This window comes from Streptomyces sp. NBC_01485 (assembly GCF_036227125.1).
Classification (GTDB): Bacteria; Actinomycetota; Actinomycetes; order Streptomycetales; family Streptomycetaceae; genus Streptomyces.
This window is the reverse complement of record NZ_CP109435.1, coordinates 9,057,221-9,074,253: the sequence shown is the minus strand read 5'-3', so window position 1 is coordinate 9,074,253 and position 17,033 is coordinate 9,057,221. Positions and strand designations below refer to the sequence as shown.

The following is a 17,033-nucleotide window of genomic DNA, read 5'->3' as shown; positions in this document are numbered from 1 at the left end:
GGGAAGCCGGGATGCGGGGCGCCCCGCGCTGGTGGCCGGCCGCCCGGAGATACTCCGCTGACGGCGTGCGGGTACGGGTTCGGGTTCGATACGGGCACGGGTGCGGGTGCGGGCACGGGCGCAGGTATGGGTGCGGACACGGGTATGGGTGCGGGCGCAGGTATGGGTGCGGACACGGGTATGGGTATGGGTGCGGACACGGGTATGGGTATGGGTGCGGGCGCAGGTATGGGTGCGGGCCGCGTCATGTCTGCCGAGGGCAGCCTCGGGCAGAGCCCGGTTCCCGCGCCCCCGTTCAGAGTCGGCGGGCGGCGCTCAGGAGGCCGTCGTGCAGGTCGCCCAGCAGGGCGGCGCACTGGTCACGGCCGATGTCCTTGACGGTGAGCCGGACGGACAGCTCGTGCCCGCTCTCCAGCACGCGGGCGTAGCAGCGGGGTCCGATCGTGGTGAACGGTTCCTCCCAGGTGAGGGTGTACTCGCCCTCCATGGCCGTGCGCCCGGTGTCCGGGGCATTGGCCGGGGGCTGGTCGGGTACGGCGACGTAGTTGAAGGCGCAGGCCGGTTCGGGGGCGCCGGGCGTACCGGCCTTGAGCGCGGCGACCTCGGTGACGTCGTGCATGCCGTGCCGGACGGCGGCGAGGCTGCTCCAGTGGGCGGACTTCGCCAGCGCGAGGAACTCGCCGTCGGCCTGCTCGACGAGGGCGGGCACCCACTGGTTCATGGACGTCACCACCTCCTTCCACCGGCCGACGAAGCGGTTGGCGCTCATCAACTGCACCAGCAGGGACCCGGTTTCGAGGCGGCGGGCCACGGCACGGACGTAAGCGGCCAGGACCACGCCGGCGACGGACACCTCCCCGCGCTCGGCGAGGGCGCGGGCGGCCGTGCGGGCGGCGGCGGAGTGCAGGGTCGCCTGGACGACCGTGCCTCGCGCCTCGGCGGGGCGCGGCAGGGTGGCGGCGGGGGCGCGTTCCAGGGTCCGCGCCCAGTGGGCGAGCGCGGCTCGCTGACGGCGCAGGCCTGCGGGCGCGTACTGCTCCGCGGCCAGTTCGGCGGGCCCGGCCGGCGGCGGGCCGAGCTGTCCTGGTACGGCGAGCTCCTGCCGGAACTCCCGGTGCAGCGTCTCCTGCGCCCAGGCGTCGGCGGCGATGTGGTGCTTGACGAACAGCAGATGCGAAGGGGCCCCGGCGCGCGTCAGGAGCCGGGCGCGCCAGCCGTGTTGACGGCCGAGGTCGAAGGGTTCGGCGGCGAGGTCCCGGGCGATCCGCTCGGGTAACTCGGCCGACGGTTCATGCAGGCCGGCGGTGCCGACGGCTTCGAGGGTCTCGTTGGTCTCGACGGTCGGCAGCTCGTCGGCGAAGTCCTCGTCGGGCGTCAACTGGCGTGGCGCGTCGGGGTCGTCGAGGTCGTAGCGGGTGCGCAGCGAAGGATGGCGTGCGGCCAGCGCGGCGACGGCTCCGCGTGCCGCCTCGGGGTCCGTGTCCGGCGAGAGCGCCCACAGAGCCACGTTGTTGGGCTCGTGGCGGCGGGCCGGCGACAGGTCCCGTACGTCATGCCACACCGAGAGCTGCCCCAGGGACAGAGGTTGTGTCACTCAGCGGCCCCCAGCCTTTCAGTTTTCCGCATCATGGAATATTGTTTCTGAACTGGGCGCCAAGCTGTCACACGAGTTGCCGCCTGTCCAGGCCCGTCCCGCCGAGCGAGATCCCGCCGCGACCCCGCCGCGCACGACCAACTGCCCTTTGGGGCACATCACTTCGAGACCGGGTGACATCCCCGTCGCCGGTGTGGCAGGCTCGCCGCCGTTGCCTGGAATCACATATTCGCATCGTGGAATTCACGCCGGTCGGGACAGCAGCTCGTTCGCCCTGCTCGTTCCGCCGCAGGAGGCCGCAAGGGGCCGCAGGAGAGAGACATGACCGTCAGTCAGCAGTTCGGCCACCCGATCGCACCCGCCGGCGCATTCCTCGACGAATCCATCCACTCCATCCACGAGTTCCTCCACGACTTCCTGCTCGCCCACGCCCGCCGCACTCCGGACGGCCCGGCCGTCGTCGAGTCGCCGGAACCCGGCCGCACCACGGTGACGACGTACGCCGAACTGGACTCCCTCGCGCACGCCTACGCCGACCGTCTCGACACGCTCGGTGTGGAGATCGGCTCCCGGGTGATCCTGGAGGCCGAGCCGACCGCCGCGTCCATCGCCGCGCTGATCGCCTGCTCACGGGCGGGGCTCACCTTCGTCCCGGTGAGTCCCGAGACCCCGCCGGAACGGCTGCTGTCGATCGTGGAGTCCGCCCGGCCGGCCGTGCACCTCCAGCCGGCCGACGGTACGCGCGAGGGCCTGCCGCCCTGGGTGGCCACCGGCCGGTTCTCGCCGGAGGGGCTGTCGTTCGACCACCGTCCCGCCCAGCAGCCGCGCCGCCGCCGGACCGCCTGCGTCACCGATCCCGCGTACATCATCTTCACCTCAGGTACCACCGGCCGCCCCAAGGGGGTGGTGATGAGCCATCGCGCCGTGACCGCCTTCTACCGCGGCATGCTGACGCAGGCCATCGCCACACCACAGGACCGGGTCGCGAACACCTCACCGCTCCACTTCGACTTCTCCCTGCTGAACATCGGCCTGGCGCTGGGCAGCGGCGCCGCCGTCGTACCGATCCCGCAGGCCCTCATGCGCTGGCCCCGGCACTTCCTGCGGGTGCTGCGCGACACCGGCGCCACCCAGGTCAACGGCGTCCCGTCGATCTGGCGGCAGGCCCTGCGGTACGAGCCGGACCGGCTGGCCGCCCTCGACGGGCTGCGCTCGGTCCTCTACTGCGGCGAGGAGTTCCCGCTGCCCGAGCTGCGCCGGCTGCGGGAGTTGCGGCCCGGGGTGCGCATCGTCAACTGCTACGGCAGCACCGAGTCGATGGCCTGCTCCTTCGAGGACGTACCCGACCCGCTGCCGGACTCCGTGGAGCGCCTGTCCATCGGGGTCGCCCACCCGGGCGCCGAGATGCTGCTCGTGGACGCGGCGGGCGAGGTCGTCGACCGGCCCGGCACACCCGGCGAGATCCATCTGCGCGGCCCGGCGCTCTTCTCCGGCTACTGGGACGATCCGGCGGCGACCAGGGCCGCGCTGGTGCCGGACCCGTTGTGTCCGGAGTCCGGGCAACGGGTGTTGCGCACCGGGGACTTGGCGGTCCGGGGCGAGGGCGGGGAGTTCTACTTCTCCGGGCGCACCGACGCGCAGGTCCAGATCAACGGCAACCGTGTGGAACTGGGCGAGGTGGAGCGGCGGTTGCTGGAGTTCCCCGGGGCCGTCGCTGCCGCCGCGCTGCCGCTGCCGGCGCCCGGCGGTGGTCTGCGGCTCGCCGCCTTCGTCGTCCTCTCGGCGGGCCGCTTCCCGGACGGCGGTCCCGGCGAAGTGCGGGAGTTCTGCGGCCGTACGCTGCCCGGCTACATGGTTCCGCAGGAGGTCCGGTTCCTGGACGTGCTGCCGACGACGCCGAACGGCAAGGTGGACCGGGCGGCGCTCGCAGACACCGACGGCGGGGCACGGAGGACTCATGCGTGAGCAGCGTGCCCACGGAGCTCACGGGGCTGACGGGGCTGACGGCCGGCTGCGGGCCTTCGTGCGGGTGCGGGTGGGTGGGCTGCCGGGCTCGTTCTGGGTGCTGTGGTGCGGCTCGCTGGTGAACCGGCTCGGCGCCATGGTCAATCCGTTCCTGAGTCTGTATCTGACCGAGGTCAGGGGCGTGTCCATCGGCGCGACCGGTCTCGTCCTCACCGTCGTCGGTGTCGGGTCCGTCATCTCGCAGCCCCTGGGCGGTGTCATCACGGACCGGTTCGGGCGGCGCGTCGCGCTCACCGGGGGCATGCTGGCCAACGGGGCGGTCCTGCTCACGCTCGGCCACGCGCAGACCCTGCCCGCCATCACCGCCGCGGGATTCGCCCTCGGCGTCACCATCGACCTGTACCGGCCCGCCGCGCAGGCCCTGGTCGCCGACACCGTTCCCGGCGCCGACCGCACACGCGCGTTCGGGCTGCTGCTCTGGTCCGTCAACCTGGGTTTCTCGGCCGCGATGGTCATGGGCGGCTACCTGGCCACCCACGACTTCCAGTTGCTGTTCTGGGTGGACGCGGCGGCCTGTGCGATCTTCGGGCTGCTGGTGTGGCTGGCCGTGCCCGAACCGCACCGGCCGGACCGAGAGCAGGCGGGCGGCGCCTTTCGCAACGTCCTGCGCGACCGGGTGATGCTGGCGTTCGCCGGCGTGGTCGTCGTCTACGGCATCGTCTTCCAACAGGCCCTCGTCACACTGCCGTTGGCGATGGGCGACAACGGTCTGTCCGGCGGCGCGTACGGCGTCGTCATGTCGGTCAACGGCATCGTCGTGATCGCCGTACAGCCGTTGATCGGCCACCGGTTGGCGCCCTTCGACAAGAGCCGGATTCTGGCCTGTGGCTTCACGATCGCGGCCGGTGGCAACGCCGCGGTGACCCTCGCGTCCGGCACCGTCGGCTACGCCCTCGCGGTCGCCGTGTGGAGCGTCGGCGAGGTGCTGGTCTTCGCGGTCACCGCGGCCCTCGTCGCCGATCTCGCGCCCGCCCGCCTCCGCGGCCGCTACAACGGCCTGCTCGGCATGGCCTGGGGCACCGGTTTCCTGATCGCCCCGCTCGTCGGCACCCGGCTGCTCGTCGCCGGCGCTCCCGCGCTCTGGCTGACCTGCGCCGTCCTGTGTCTCGCGGCGGCGTCGGCGCAACTGGCGCTGGCGCCCGCCATCCGCGCCCGCGCGCTCACTCCGACGGATGAGCCCACCGCACCGAAGGAGGTCCTGTCGTGAGTACCGCGAGTGCCGCGAGTGCTGTGAGCGTCATGAGTGCCGTGAGTGCCGTGACTGTTGTGACGCCCGGTCAGAAAGTCCTGCTGCTCGAAGCCTCGGTGGCCGCCGGCGACGACCTGCTGCGCGCCGCCGCCGAGCTCGGCGTCGAGGCGTTCGTGGCCACCCACGAAGACGTGCACGCGGACTACCGCCCCGAACTGAAAGAGCAGATGACCGGCGTGGTCTTCACCGACTTCGGTGACGCCGACCGGGCGCTCGACGACCTCACCGCCTTCTGCCGCACCACCGGAATCGACGGTGTCGTGGCCTGCTGGGAGTTCCTCTCCCCCGTGGCCACCCTGCTGGCGGCCCGGCTCGGACTGCCCGGCCACGACCCCGAGCGGGCGGCGGCCTGCCGCAACAAGCGCCTGATGGCCGAGGCGTTCGCGGCGCACGGGGTGCCCGCCCCGCGCACGCTCGCCGCGCCGGACCACACCGTCCTCGCCCGCCTCGTACGGGAGAGCGGCCTGGGTTTCCCGCTGGTCGTCAAGCCCGCCGAGAACGCCGCCTCGATCGGCGTCTCGGTCGTCCACAGCGCCGAAGCACTGCCGGCCGCCGCACGGCTCGCCCGGTCCGAGACGCGCAAGCCCTCGCACGGCATCACCCTGGACGGCACCGTCCTCGCCCAGGAGTACGTGGACGGCGACGAGTTCAGCGTCGAGACCGTCATCGCCGACGGCGAGGTCCACCATCTCGCGGTCACCGCGAAGTTGACAACGCAGGACAGCCGCCGGGTCGAGATCGGCCACACGGTCCCGGCGGAACTGGCCCCCGACGCACAGACCGCCGTACTCACCGCCGCAACGCGGGCGGTGCTCGCCGTCGGCCTGCGCAACGGTGTCGCGCACACCGAGGTGAAGGTCGACAGCCGGGGCGACGCGAAGGTCATCGAGGTGGGTGCCCGGCCGCCCGGCGACAGCATCATGACGCTGGTCGCCGAGGCCACCGGCGTCGACGAGGCCCGCGCCTACCTCCAGACAGCGCTGGGCATACGGCCCGACGTCACCCCGAGCCGCGACGCCGCCGCGGCCATCCGCTTCCTGGTCCCGCCCCACGCCGGGACACTCACGCGGATCAGCGGTCTCCCGCAGGGCGAACACGTCATCGCCGCCGTGGCCACGAGAAACCCCGGGGACCTGGTGGGAGACCCCCAGGACAACCTGCAACGCGTCGGCTGGCTCATCCTGGGCGCCGCCACGACGGCACAGGCCGACAAGGCGGCCGCCGAGGCGATGAACGGCGTGACGGTGGAGGTGAAGGCAGAGGCGGACGCCGAAGAACAGTGAAGGACGCGCCCCAGCCCGGTAACGGTGTCGGTGTCGGTGTCGGTGTCGGTGTAGACGAGGGTCTGTTCGGCCTGTGTGACGCTGCCGGCCCGGACGGCGAGACCGGTTCCGGACACCGGCGTACCAAGTCCCCTCGCTCCTTCCACCGTACTCCCGCGAACTCAGGGAGAGGCGGCCCGGATCGCTTGACACCGCGTTGACACGGACCCTCGCCGGACGTTGACTGGCAGCACGGCGCCCTGTGCCGTGCTGCCAGTGCAGCGCCGGGGCAGCATCGAGTGGGTCTCCGGAAGCCTGGAACAGGCCGTCGAGAAGACCGAGAACGCCTTCGGGCGGAACGGAAGCGGCATCCGATGATGTACGACCAGACACGCGCCCAGCAGCCCGCGGGACAGACCCGTGGCCCCGCCGCACGCCGCACCGCCGGCCCGGAGCCGCTGCTCCCGTCGGCCGAACGGGACAAGATCCTCCTGCAGCTCCGGCACGCCCTCAACACCTTCGCCGACACCCCGCGCGAGGCGCTGGAGGAGGCGGAGGGCGCGTACGACGAAGCCACCGCCCAGCTCGTGAACGCCCTCACGGAACGGCGACGTCTGCTGCGCGCCGGCTGGGACGAGCAGGACCCCGACGCCCAGTCCGAGGAACTCCGGCACGCGCTGAGGCAGTACCGGGAGATCACCCAACGCCTGCTCCAGCTCTAGGGCCGTACCGAGGGCATATCGCACACCGGCTTCCACGCCGGGTCGTTCGCGGTGAGAGACGGATCCCGGGCCGCTTGCGGAGGCGGCCCGGAGACCGGTCCGGACCATGTCCGCTACCTCGCACGGAGTCGCCCGTGGCGGCCCCGGCCGCGCGTCTCGCTCCGAAGACCGACGGCATCTCCCGCGACCTGCTGACCGAACTGCCCGTGCCGACCGCCGTGTTGGACCCCCTGCGCGGCCGCATCACCCGAATCGCGGTCAACCCGAAGTGCCGGCCGGCCCTCCCCCGCAAGGCTCTCGTGGACGGCCACATCGTCAAGGTCGGCTGGTTCACCCCGGAACTCGCCCGCACAAGCTGCTGTCACTCCCCTACGGCACCGCCCGCTGGGACCTGCCCGTCATCCCGCCCGAGACGGAGGCCGAGTCGGCGGCCCGGCTCATGGGCCAGACCCCGGCGGCATGCTGTTGCTGAACACCGACCGGACCCAACGGCCCGCATAGCCTTCCGCCGTGCCGGCCGGGCACAGCGTCGCACGCATCCCGCACCAGGCAGTGCACAGGTACGCGCTGATCGTTCCCGCCTCGACCCCCTTCGTCTGCCCGCCGCGACGATGGCCCCGTCCTGGCGGGAGCACCGCATCCTGCCGACGCCACCGTCCGAGCCGCCCGATGCCCCCCGACCAGCTCCCGGACCTCATCCTCGACGTCGATACCGCGTTGACACCTCATTGACACGAGACCGTGCTGAGCGCTGAATCCGGACACCCGGCCCGGCGATGTGCTGGATCCTTCGCCTTCCGCTGATCGCCCAAATCACCGACTTCGCTATGCGCAGATGCAATACCGGCAAGCGCCGGCACGGCCACCGCCATGGCATGATCGCATCGGCCTGACCACCCTTTGAGTACCGGTGACGAGCTCACCGCGCGAGGGCGGCCGCGCGACAATCAAGTCGTTTGCTTTCCGTAACCAAGGAGGCGCGGGGCCCCTCCACCACCAACAGCGCTTCGCCTCACCCACCGGCACTCCCCGGGAGCGCGCATCCCCACCCGGAAGCCCACGCAGCCTGCCGAAACGGGTAACAGGTTCACATGTCTTCACAAAGTCTTGACACCTCCCGGAAACAGAAGCATGCTCTGCGCACCGCACATAAAGCGCTTTAAAAGGTCACCGAGCCGCAGACGATAAACGCCCTACCAGGCGATTGCCGGGTAGCCGGCAGTCATCCCGAGCCCGGCGATCACCCGCCACCTCACATCCCGCCCGCATCGGCCCGAACCCCGCTACCCGATCCCTCTGCCCGATCCCGGATCGGACGGCCGACCGCCTCGGCATCGCCAGCCCTCGTTCGACCGAGGGCGGCCGGAACCCGATACTCCCCCATGCCCAGGATCACACCTGACGCATGCCGACAAATCACCAAATAGCTACACAAAGCCGCACAATCCACGATGCCGTCCAGGCCTCGCCCCACGCTCGGTCCCGGCTTCACCTGAAGGAGCACTCCGCACATGGAACGCACGAACACCAGGCCGAACCTGCCCGGCCGCCTTCCCCGCAGAGTCCTGATCGCAGTGGGCCTGCTCGCCGCGACGGCGACCACCCTGGCCGGGTGCAGCAGCGGCGCCGCGAAGAGCGGCGGTACGGACGACACGGCAGCGGCGACCACCGGCGCGTCGAAGCCCGCCGCGGCCAGCGGCGGCAAGATCTCCATATACGTCATCGGCGGCAAGTCGGACGACCCCTTCTGGTCGGCGGTCAAGCGTGGTGGCGAGGACGCGGCGAAGCTGGTGGAGGCCGGCGGCGGCAAGGTGACCTTCCTCGGGCCGCAGAACTACGACAACCTCGGCCCGGACGCGGCCAAGCTGACGCTCACCGCGCTGTCGCAGAACCCGTCGGCGATCGTCGGCCCGGACTGGGTGCCCGACAGCCAGGACGCCGCGTTCAAGCAGGCCACCGGCAAGGGCGTCCCCGTCTTCATCTACAACTCGGGCGGGTCCGCCGCGGCCAAGAAGGTCGGCGGTCTGAAGTACATCGGGTCCGACGACTACGAGGCGGGCAAGGCCGGCGGCATCAAGTTCGCGGAGGGCGGGGCCAAGAACATCCTCTGCGTCAACACCCTCCCCGGCGGTGCCAACTCGGAGGCCCGCTGCAACGGCATCTCGGACGGCGCCAAGAGCAAGGGGGCCAAGTCCACGCAGCTGGCGCTGCCCTCGTCGAACTTCGGCAACCCGTCCGCGATCACCCAGGCGATCAAGGGCGCGCTGCTGAAGGACAGCAGCGTCGACGCGCTGGTGACGATCGGCGTCCAGGACGCGGACAGCGCCGCCGGCGCGATCAAGCAGGCCGGCGCCGGTGACAAGGTCGACCTGGGAACCTTCGACATCTCGCAGTCCCAGCTCGACCGGATCAAGGCCGGCGACCAGCTGTTCGCCATCGACCAGCAGCCGTACCTGCAGGGCTTCTACGCCGTGTCGATGGCCTACCAGTACCTGGCCTACGGACTGTTCGCGCCGCAGGACCCGCTGCTGACCGGTCCGCTGCTGATCACCAAGGACAACGTCGCCCAAGCGATCGAGGGCACCAAGTCCGGCGTCCGCTGATCCGGACGGAGGCGCCGGGCCCGGGACCGTTCCCGGGCCCGGCGCCTCGACCACACGCACTCGCAGGTGCCGGACATCTATAGACCCACAAAGGTGGTACCAAACCCATGACAACCTCTCTTCCGGCGGCGCCGGACGAAACGAAGACCGCTGCCGTGCAACCCAAGAAGTCGGTCGGCGCGCTGCGGCGACTGGGCTACCGCCCCGAGGGTGGCGCGTTCATCGGGACACTCGGCGTCTTCGTCTTCTTCGCGATCTTCGGTGGCACGAAGTTCCTGGCCCCGGCAGGAGCGGCGAGCTGGCTGAACATCGGCGCGGAACTCGGCATCGTGGCCATCCCGGTCGGGTTGCTGATGATCGCCGGTGAACTCGACGTCTCCGTGGGCTCGGTGCTGGCCGGCAGTTCGATGACGCTGGCGATCGTGTCCGGCCACTGGGGCGCGCCGATGATCGTCGGCATCGTGTGCGCACTCGGCCTCGGGCTGCTGGTCGGCCTCCTCAACGGGATCATGGTCACGCGGACCAATGTCCCGTCCCTGGTGGTCACCCTGGCCACACTGTCCGGACTGGCCGGGCTCACACTCGGCCTGTCCCGCGCCACGACCGGCACCACCAGCGTCGCCATCAACCCCGACCCCTTCTCCAAGGCGGTCTTCGGCACGCTGATCGGCGGCCAGTTCGAGGTGGCGATCTTCTGGTGGCTCGCGCTGGCAGCCGTCGTGGCGGTGCTGCTGCAGCTGACGCCGTACGGAAACTGGATCTTCGCCATCGGCGGTGACAAGGAGAGCGCCCGCGCCACCGGCATCCCGGTCGCCAAGGTGAAGATCGCGCTGTACATGGGCAGCGGGTTCGGCGCCGCCCTGGTCGGCGTGATCCAGACGATCCTCTACAACGGCGCGCAGGTCGCCAACGGCCAGTCCTTCGTCTTCAACTCGATCATCGCCGTGGTCGTCGGCGGCGTACTGCTCACCGGTGGATACGGATCGGTCGTCGGCGTGGTGCTCGGCACCCTGACGTTCGCCATCGTCAACCAGGGCATCTACTACACCGGTTGGAACTCCGACTGGGCCAGCCTGATCCTGGGCGTTCTCATCCTGACGGCCGTCCTGATGAACAACACGTTCCGTCGCCTCGCCCTGTCCGCCTCCCGCCCCAAGAAGGTCTGACCATGACTGCACCCCTGCTGCGCCTGACCGGCATCAGCAAGTCCTTCCTCGGCACCAACGCGTTGCAGGACATCTCCCTCGAGGTGGACGCCGGCAAGGTGCTGTGCCTGCTCGGCGACAACGGCGCGGGCAAGTCGACCCTCATCAAGATCCTCTCGGGGTTCCACAAGCCGACCTCCGGCAGCATCGAGGTCAACGGCGAACCGGTCGTCTTCGACACTCCGCGGGACGCCAGCGCCCAGGGCATAGCCACCGTGCACCAGTTCGGCGGCACCTTCCCGCTGATGGGCGTCGGCCGCTGCTTCTTCGTCGGCGCCGAACCCACCAAGGGGTGGGGCCCGTTCAAGCTGTTCGACAAGAAGGTGGCCGGCGAGATCGCCGTGCGCGAGATGCAGTCCCTCGGCATCACCCGGGTCACCGACGGCGCCCGGCTCGTGGGCAGCCTGTCCGGCGGTGAGCGCCAGGCGCTGGCCATCGCGCGCGCCGTCTACTTCGGCGCCAACGTCCTCATCCTCGACGAGCCCACCGCGGCACTCGGCGTGAAGGAGGCGGCCCACGTCCTGCGGATCATCATGCAGGCCCGGGCGAAGGGCGTCGCGGTCATCCTCGTCACCCACAACGTCCGCCACGCCATGATGGTCGGCGACCACTTCGCCGTCCTCATCCATGGTCAGAAGGCCGACGACTTCCGCAAGGGCGAGCGCACCCGCGAGCAGATCACCGACCTGATGGCCGGCGGCGAGGCCATGGCCCACCTCGAGGCCGAACTGGCCCAGATGCAGTTGGAGTCCAACGGCTGACGCGCGCGCAGGTGGCAGTGGCCGGCTGGGGGGCGCCGACGGGGAGCGCCCCCCAGCCGGTCGAAGGCGCGGCACCGAACACGTCAGGACCACGCGATGCGGGATGAAAACCCGGACGAAAACCCGGATGTCCACCCACGCGGTTCCACGCCCCCCGGTCTCATCCTGGACCGCACGAGCCGGACACCGCTCCACCAGCAACTCGCCGATCAGCTCCAACATGCCATCGTGCACGGTCAGTTGGTGCCCGGCAGCCTGTTGACCAGTGAGCCCAGGATGGCCGAGGAGATCGGCCTGTCGCGGATCACGGTCCGCCATGCCATCAAGTCGCTGACGCAGCAGGGCCTGCTGGTGCGTCTGCGGGGCATCGGCACCCTGGTGGCGCAGGGCCGGGCCGCGCACACCATGGACGTCGTCGCCGCCGTGCACGAGGATCTGCGCGAGGCGGGACGTGCCCCGGCGGCGGAGGTCCTGCACCACGGAACCGAGCCCGCCTCGCCGGAGGTGGCGGCCGCTCTCGCGATCGCCGAGGGGAGCGAGGTCACGGTCCTGGATCGGCTCCAGTACGCGGACGGCGTGTGCATCGGCCGCCTCCGCAACCACCTTCCCCGCGAGCTGCTGGGCCCGGACCTGTTCAGCCCGCACGACGGCCGGCTGGGCTCCGTCGGTCTGCACGGTCTGATGCGGGCGGCCGGAATCTTCGCCTACAGCGCCCGGTGCACGATCGGTGCACGTGCCGCCACGGCGGAGGAAGGCGAGTTGCTCGACGTCGCCGAGGGAACAGCCCTGCTGACCCTGACCCGCACGACCCTCGACCAGAGCGGCCGTCCGGTCGAGTACGGCAGCCACTGCTACCCTCCCACGCGCCGCGGCTTCGACATCCAACTCCTCACCGGCCTCGACGCGCCGGTCCCACCGGATCGTCCCTCCGGCGCGGCCAGAGCGTGAAGCGAGGAGCGGCCCCGAGTACCTCGGCCGCGTCGCTCCAGGGGCGCAGCGGGCGTGGCGCGCCTCGCTTCGTCTGCGATACGACGCCGTGTCCTATGCGGTGCCGGGACCGTCGAGGAAGCGATGCAGCACGGCGGCCTCCGCGCGGAGCCGCGCGGCTCGGTCAGCGTGCGCGGGCGCGGTCAACTGCGCTGCGACCTCCAGCCGTTCGGCAGCCTCGGCGCGCACGACCTCCACCACACCTCGCTCGCTCAGCTCGCACCGCGCGGCTTCGGTGACGCCGACACCGACCGGCGACTGTTCAAGGGCCACGCCGCGGAGCTCAGTTTCGTCCACGGGCACCGCCTCGGCGTTGTCCAGCGCGGCAAGTGTCGCGCGCAGGGCACTCACCGCGACCTTGTCACGGGCGCGCATCGCTTCCGGCAGTGCTTGGCGCAGACGAAGACGTAAAGACATGCCGTGACCTTATGGCGGCGTCCCTGAACCCACAAAGCCATATACGCGCAGCACCAGACTCACCGCCAACTGAGGCGCTGCACCCCGATAGTTGTTGACGGTTCCCGGCCCCGGTGGCATGCCCCGACCATCCGGCCGTCGACGGCCCCGGCGCTTTTTCCCGCCGCGCGTCCGAGGCAATGCGGGCCGCCCGCGTCGCCTCGCCCCCGTCAGGGGCAGACGATCACCTGTGCCGCGTAGCTGAGGCCCGCGCCGAAGCCCATCAGCAGGATCGGGTCACCGGGCCGGACCTGGCCGAGGTCGATCAGCCGGGACAGCGCCAACGGCACGGAGGCCGCCGAGGTGTTGCCGGTCTCCACGATGTCCCGGGCCACGGCGGCGTTCGTGGCGCCGAGGGTCGTCGCCAGACGCTCGATCATCCGCAGGTTCGCCTGGTGCGTCACGAAGCCCTTGAGGTCGGCCGGGGCGATTCCGGCGCGCGCGCAGGCCGCCGCCGCCACCGCGGCCAGCTCCGAGGTCACCCAGCGGTAGACGGCCTGGCCCTGCATGGTCACGCTGCCGTGCCGGTCGGGGATGGCGACCAGCTCGGCCTTGTCGCCGTCCCCGCCCCACTCCACCGGGTGGATCCCCGTCCGCTCCGCGGCGACGACGACCGCGGCACCGGCCCCGTCGGCGAAGACGGTGGCGGTGTCCACGTCTTCCTGGTCCACCCAGTCGGTCATCCGCTCGGCCCCGATGACCAGGGCGCGGCGGCTGGTGCCGGAGCGGATGAGGCCGTCGGCGACGCCGAGGGCGTAACAGAAGCCCGCGCAGGCCGCGTTGACGTCGAAGGCCGCGATGTGCGGGACACCGAGGAGCGCCGCGACGGACGCCGCGCCGCTCGGCATGGGCGACGGCATGGAGCAGGTGGCCAGGACCAGCAGGTCGATGTCTGCGGGGGCGAGACCCGCCGCCGAGAGCGCCTTGGCCGCCGCGCCGGCGGCCATCCCCGTGACGGTCTCCTCCGGTCCGGCGAACCGCCGCTCGCGGACGCCCACCCGCCGCTCGATCCAGTCGGCCGTGACGCCGAGGCCCCTCCCCAGTGCTTCGTTGCCGACGACCCGTTCCGGGCGGAAGCCGGCGACGGCCGCGATCCGGGAACCGGCCACGGCGTCGAAACCGGCCAGAGCGGATGAATGGGAGTACATACGGTCACCTCGAACTGTCTGCGGCGGCGGATGGTCCGGCGGGCACCGGAAATTCGGCCCTCCGGGGCCCTGAATGCGGGGCGGTGTTTTGCACGGAATCGATAATTCCACTGGCTTGAAAGTTTCCTTGTCCGCATCCGGCTTCGGATGCGGATACGGCCGCGAACCGGAGAGGACTCGATGAAGGGCCGGGTCTTTGCGGTGCGGATTGCATTTCACCACCCCTGCGACAAATTCTGTACGAGGATCGAAAGGCGCACGTCCGCCCCTCGGCGACCACCGCCACGGTACCGGACCGGGCCACCCTGTCATGTCCAACACCCATGCGATCGCCGGGAGTTGAGGGATGGACCAGTGATGATTACGATCGTCGAGCCCGCCGGTAAAGCATGAACGGAACCACCCGCTCGCCATACGCTCCCCGGGCCCGGACGCACCGGCTCGGCGCGTCCGGTTGCGGGCACTGGGTAGCCGTCGGCCTGCCCAGTGTCTCCACGGTCCGGAGGTCTCGGGACGTCGGCGTGTCGTGCGTGCCGGAAGCCTCAAAAACTCCTATCACCGCAGGTCACAGGGCGCTTCCCTGCTCCCGGCAACACAGCTGCCACACAGGGACCGGTGGATCCCGGCTGAGCGGATCGACGTATATTCGAGTGGGAATCCAGTCCGACTGACGACCCTTCGCCATGGCGAGTGCAGCGTGAGTGACGCAAGTCACAACGGCGACAGGCCATGCGGGTGCTGTCAGAATTTACTGTCGGGTCGAAGGGGGAATCGCGTTCGTGTACAACAAATCGATCCGATTCCTTCCGCGACGACGACTTTCTCAAGGAGTTGGAGAACGCATGCACGGGGAGAAGCTTCCGGTCTACGGAGGCGTCAATGGACGAATAGGGGTCGGTGGCGGCCGTCTGGCATCGGTGGACCGGTCCGCCCTGGGGGTGCTGACGCCCCGGGAGCTCGAAGTGTTCAGCGTGCTGCCGGACGGTGAGGGGAACCGGGAGCTCGCCCGCCGGCTCGGCATCGCGGAGCGGACGGTCAAGGCCCATCTGACCAGCATCACGAGGAAACTGGGACTGCGGTCCCGGGTGGAGGCCGCACTCCTCTCGGCGGAGTGGTCTCACGACCTCCGGCTCGATCCGAAAGGCATCCACAGGCCGTAGCGGCGCTTTCATGACTGAGTCCCTTCCGGTGGGGGCGGCGGGCAGGCCGCCCGGACCTCATGACACCGACACGGACGATCCGCTCGACCGGGCGGACAGGACCGACGCCGTCGACGTGTGGACACTGCGGATTCCGGACCACGCCGCGGCAGCCGCCGCGCGCGCCGGGATCCTTGACGCCGAAGAGGCAAGGCGTGCCGCCGGGTTCCAGGACCCCGCGGCACGCACACGCTTCGTCACGTCCCACGTGGGGCTGCGCGTGCTGCTCGGCGCCCGTCTCGGAACCGCTCCACAGGACGTCGTCCTCGTCCGCGAGCGGTGCGGGATGCCCGGCTGCGAGAAGCCGCACGGGCGTCCCGCCGTCGCCGATCACCCCGGGGTGCACTTCTCGCTCTCGCACGCCGGGGACGTCGCGCTCTACGCACTGGCCGCCTCGCCGGTGGGGGCCGACATCGAGTCCCCGGAACTGGCCGGCGACAGCCTCGAACGGATGGCCCGGCGCCTGCACCCCGACGAGCGACGCGCCCTCGACACCCTGCCTCCGACGGTGCGTCAGGAGGCGCTGCTCGGTTGCTGGGTGCGCAAGGAGGCCTTCCTCAAAGGGATCGGCACCGGACTGCCCGGCGGGGTCGGCGTCCATCACGTCGGCCTCGCCGCGGCACTGGCCCCACCCTGGGCACCGTCCGTGCCCGACGGCTGGGCCCTCCTCGACGTGCCCGCGCCCGACGGCTGCCACGCGGCCGTCGCCCTGCGTCTCCAGGGCCCCGCCACGGGACGGCTCCCCACCATGCGTACCTCCCGACTGCTGCTGGAGTGACTGGGGCGGGGGCGCGCACGACCCGCCTCCGGACGGCCGGCGTGGGAGACGTGGCCGAGGCGCCCGGCCGAGGTGGACAGCGTGACCGGCCCGACGCCGTCGGACCGGTCGCTCTACTGCTCCGCCGCCGACTTGACCACCTTGTTGAGCCGGTGCATCCGGGTCGCCAGGCTCATCCGGCCTTCCAGGCGGAACGCCGGCGGCTGCCGTCCGTCCACGTCGGCGAAGCCGTACTCGACCGCCAGGTCGCCGGTGCTGAGCACCTTGCCCGTGCGCTCCATCACCTCGGGGTCCGCGAGCAGGGCCGCGATCGCCCGCCCCACGTACTCCGGGGAGTGGACCACCGAGGCGGGACCGTCGCCCATCGCCTCCCAGGCCGCCGCCACCCGCTCCGTACGGACGAAGCCCGGGTGCAGGGAGAGCGCCGCGACGCCCTTCTTGCGCAGGTCTGCGGCGAAGCCCCTGCACATGCGGTCGGAGGCCGACTTGAAGACGTCGTAGCCGACCTGGCCGAGGTAGATGTCGCCGTCGGAGAAGCTGATGCCGACGACCAGGCCCCTCTCCTGCGGCAGCATGAGCGGGACGAGCCGGCGGGTGACGTCGTACTGCGCGCGCAGCGACGTCTCGAACAGGCCGTAGCGCCACATCGGCTGGTCCCAGAAGGGCGCGTCGAAGCGGACCTCGGAGGAGCGTTCGTAGCCTCCCCAGGCGTTGTTGACCAGCAGGTCCAACCTGCCGTGGTCGGCCTGGATGCGGGCGGCGAGCGCCTCGTTGTCCGCGGCCACTCCGTGGTCGCAGCGCACCGCGATGCCCTTGCCGCCGCGCTCGGTGACCTCCTCGGCAGTGGTGTCCACCGTGCCGGGCAGTCCTTCGGTGCGCGCGCCGTCCCGAGTGCTGCGGCCCGTGACGTACACGGTGGCGCCCGCGGCGCCGAGCGCGAGCGCGATGCCGCGGCCCACGCCACGGCTGGCGCCGGTGACCACGGCCACCTTGCCGCCCAGGTCCGGCGAGTTCCAGTCCTCGTTCACAGCACTGTCCTTCCTT

14 protein-coding genes and 1 pseudogene are annotated in these 17,033 nt (G+C 71.0%); 11 read left to right on the top strand and 4 right to left on the bottom strand.

What is annotated here, in order from left to right; genetic code table 11:
- Positions 1-295: 295 nt before the first annotated feature.
- On the bottom strand, positions 296-1,594 hold the full coding sequence (locus tag OG352_RS39375) for a condensation domain-containing protein (protein WP_329223582.1): 1,299 nt from the start codon (positions 1,592-1,594) through the stop codon (positions 296-298).
- A 321-nt stretch (positions 1,595-1,915) separates the two neighbouring features.
- On the opposite strand from OG352_RS39375, the gene OG352_RS39370 reads away from it, so the two are divergent.
- From OG352_RS39370 to OG352_RS39330, 9 genes and pseudogenes are all read left to right on the top strand, one after another.
- Entirely contained in the window at positions 1,916-3,559 is a 1,644-nt protein-coding gene (locus OG352_RS39370; protein WP_329223581.1) for an AMP-binding protein, read from the top strand.
- Complete coding sequence (locus OG352_RS39365) at positions 3,552-4,826, top strand: MDR family MFS transporter (protein ID WP_329223579.1); 1,275 nt, start codon at positions 3,552-3,554, stop codon at positions 4,824-4,826. The genes OG352_RS39370 and OG352_RS39365 overlap by 8 nt, the downstream gene beginning before the upstream one ends.
- Positions 4,827-4,876: 50 nt before the next feature.
- Positions 4,877-6,151, top strand: a complete 1,275-nt coding sequence (locus tag OG352_RS39360; protein ID WP_329223578.1) for an ATP-grasp domain-containing protein — start codon at positions 4,877-4,879, stop codon at positions 6,149-6,151.
- A 353-nt stretch (positions 6,152-6,504) separates the two neighbouring features.
- Positions 6,505-6,852, top strand: a complete 348-nt coding sequence (locus OG352_RS39355) for a hypothetical protein (protein ID WP_329223576.1) — start codon at positions 6,505-6,507, stop codon at positions 6,850-6,852.
- A gap of 15 nt (positions 6,853-6,867) precedes the next feature.
- Positions 6,868-7,294 (top strand): annotated as a pseudogene (locus tag OG352_RS39350) (DUF5994 family protein); the annotation flags it as partial.
- Between the two features lie 1,069 nt (positions 7,295-8,363).
- Positions 8,364-9,455 (top strand): sugar ABC transporter substrate-binding protein, encoded by a 1,092-nt coding sequence (locus tag OG352_RS39345; protein WP_329223575.1) that lies wholly within the window; start codon positions 8,364-8,366, stop codon positions 9,453-9,455.
- A 107-nt stretch (positions 9,456-9,562) separates the two neighbouring features.
- Positions 9,563-10,621 (top strand): ABC transporter permease, encoded by a 1,059-nt coding sequence (locus tag OG352_RS39340; protein ID WP_329223573.1) that lies wholly within the window; start codon positions 9,563-9,565, stop codon positions 10,619-10,621.
- Between the two features lie 2 nt (positions 10,622-10,623).
- On the top strand, positions 10,624-11,421 hold the full coding sequence (locus OG352_RS39335) for an ATP-binding cassette domain-containing protein (protein ID WP_329223571.1): 798 nt from the start codon (positions 10,624-10,626) through the stop codon (positions 11,419-11,421).
- A gap of 96 nt (positions 11,422-11,517) precedes the next feature.
- Positions 11,518-12,369 carry a GntR family transcriptional regulator gene (locus tag OG352_RS39330; RefSeq protein WP_329223570.1) on the top strand — a complete coding sequence of 284 codons (852 nt, stop codon included), beginning with the start codon at positions 11,518-11,520 and terminating at the stop codon, positions 12,367-12,369.
- A gap of 93 nt (positions 12,370-12,462) precedes the next feature.
- Here the strand turns inward: OG352_RS39330 and OG352_RS39325 are convergent, their stop codons facing one another.
- Positions 12,463-12,783, bottom strand: coding sequence for a hypothetical protein (locus OG352_RS39325; protein ID WP_329224170.1), 321 nt, complete (start codon positions 12,781-12,783; stop codon positions 12,463-12,465).
- A 251-nt stretch (positions 12,784-13,034) separates the two neighbouring features.
- Entirely contained in the window at positions 13,035-14,012 is a 978-nt protein-coding gene (locus tag OG352_RS39320; RefSeq protein WP_443072464.1) for a beta-ketoacyl-ACP synthase 3, read from the bottom strand.
- An 842-nt stretch (positions 14,013-14,854) separates the two neighbouring features.
- On the opposite strand from OG352_RS39320, the gene OG352_RS39315 reads away from it, so the two are divergent.
- Entirely contained in the window at positions 14,855-15,172 is a 318-nt protein-coding gene (locus OG352_RS39315; protein ID WP_329223569.1) for a helix-turn-helix domain-containing protein, read from the top strand.
- A gap of 10 nt (positions 15,173-15,182) precedes the next feature.
- Entirely contained in the window at positions 15,183-15,989 is an 807-nt protein-coding gene (locus tag OG352_RS39310; RefSeq protein WP_329223567.1) for a 4'-phosphopantetheinyl transferase family protein, read from the top strand.
- A 113-nt stretch (positions 15,990-16,102) separates the two neighbouring features.
- On the opposite strand, the gene OG352_RS39305 is transcribed toward OG352_RS39310, so the two are convergent.
- Positions 16,103-17,017: an SDR family NAD(P)-dependent oxidoreductase gene (locus OG352_RS39305; protein ID WP_329223565.1), complete on the bottom strand. Its 915-nt coding sequence runs from the start codon at positions 17,015-17,017 to the stop codon at positions 16,103-16,105.
- Positions 17,018-17,033: the final 16 nt, after the last annotated feature.

What these genes read in the sequence shown, in the direction of transcription:
- OG352_RS39370 (WP_329223581.1), top strand. Translation starts at nt 1,916, where the DNA reads ATGACCGTCAGTCAGCAGTTCGGCCACCCGATCGCACCCGCCGGCGCA.
- OG352_RS39365 (WP_329223579.1), top strand. Translation starts at nt 3,552, where the DNA reads ATGCGTGAGCAGCGTGCCCACGGAGCTCACGGGGCTGACGGGGCTGAC.
- OG352_RS39355 (WP_329223576.1), top strand. Translation starts at nt 6,505, where the DNA reads ATGATGTACGACCAGACACGCGCCCAGCAGCCCGCGGGACAGACCCGT.
- OG352_RS39345 (WP_329223575.1), top strand. Translation starts at nt 8,364, where the DNA reads ATGGAACGCACGAACACCAGGCCGAACCTGCCCGGCCGCCTTCCCCGC.
- OG352_RS39340 (WP_329223573.1), top strand. Translation starts at nt 9,563, where the DNA reads ATGACAACCTCTCTTCCGGCGGCGCCGGACGAAACGAAGACCGCTGCC.
- OG352_RS39335 (WP_329223571.1), top strand. Translation starts at nt 10,624, where the DNA reads ATGACTGCACCCCTGCTGCGCCTGACCGGCATCAGCAAGTCCTTCCTC.
- OG352_RS39330 (WP_329223570.1), top strand. Translation starts at nt 11,518, where the DNA reads ATGCGGGATGAAAACCCGGACGAAAACCCGGATGTCCACCCACGCGGT.
- OG352_RS39325 (WP_329224170.1), bottom strand. Translation starts at nt 12,783, where the DNA reads ATGCGCGCCCGTGACAAGGTCGCGGTGAGTGCCCTGCGCGCGACACTT.
- OG352_RS39320 (WP_443072464.1), bottom strand. Translation starts at nt 14,012, where the DNA reads ATGTACTCCCATTCATCCGCTCTGGCCGGTTTCGACGCCGTGGCCGGT.
- OG352_RS39315 (WP_329223569.1), top strand. Translation starts at nt 14,855, where the DNA reads ATGCACGGGGAGAAGCTTCCGGTCTACGGAGGCGTCAATGGACGAATA.
- OG352_RS39310 (WP_329223567.1), top strand. Translation starts at nt 15,183, where the DNA reads ATGACTGAGTCCCTTCCGGTGGGGGCGGCGGGCAGGCCGCCCGGACCT.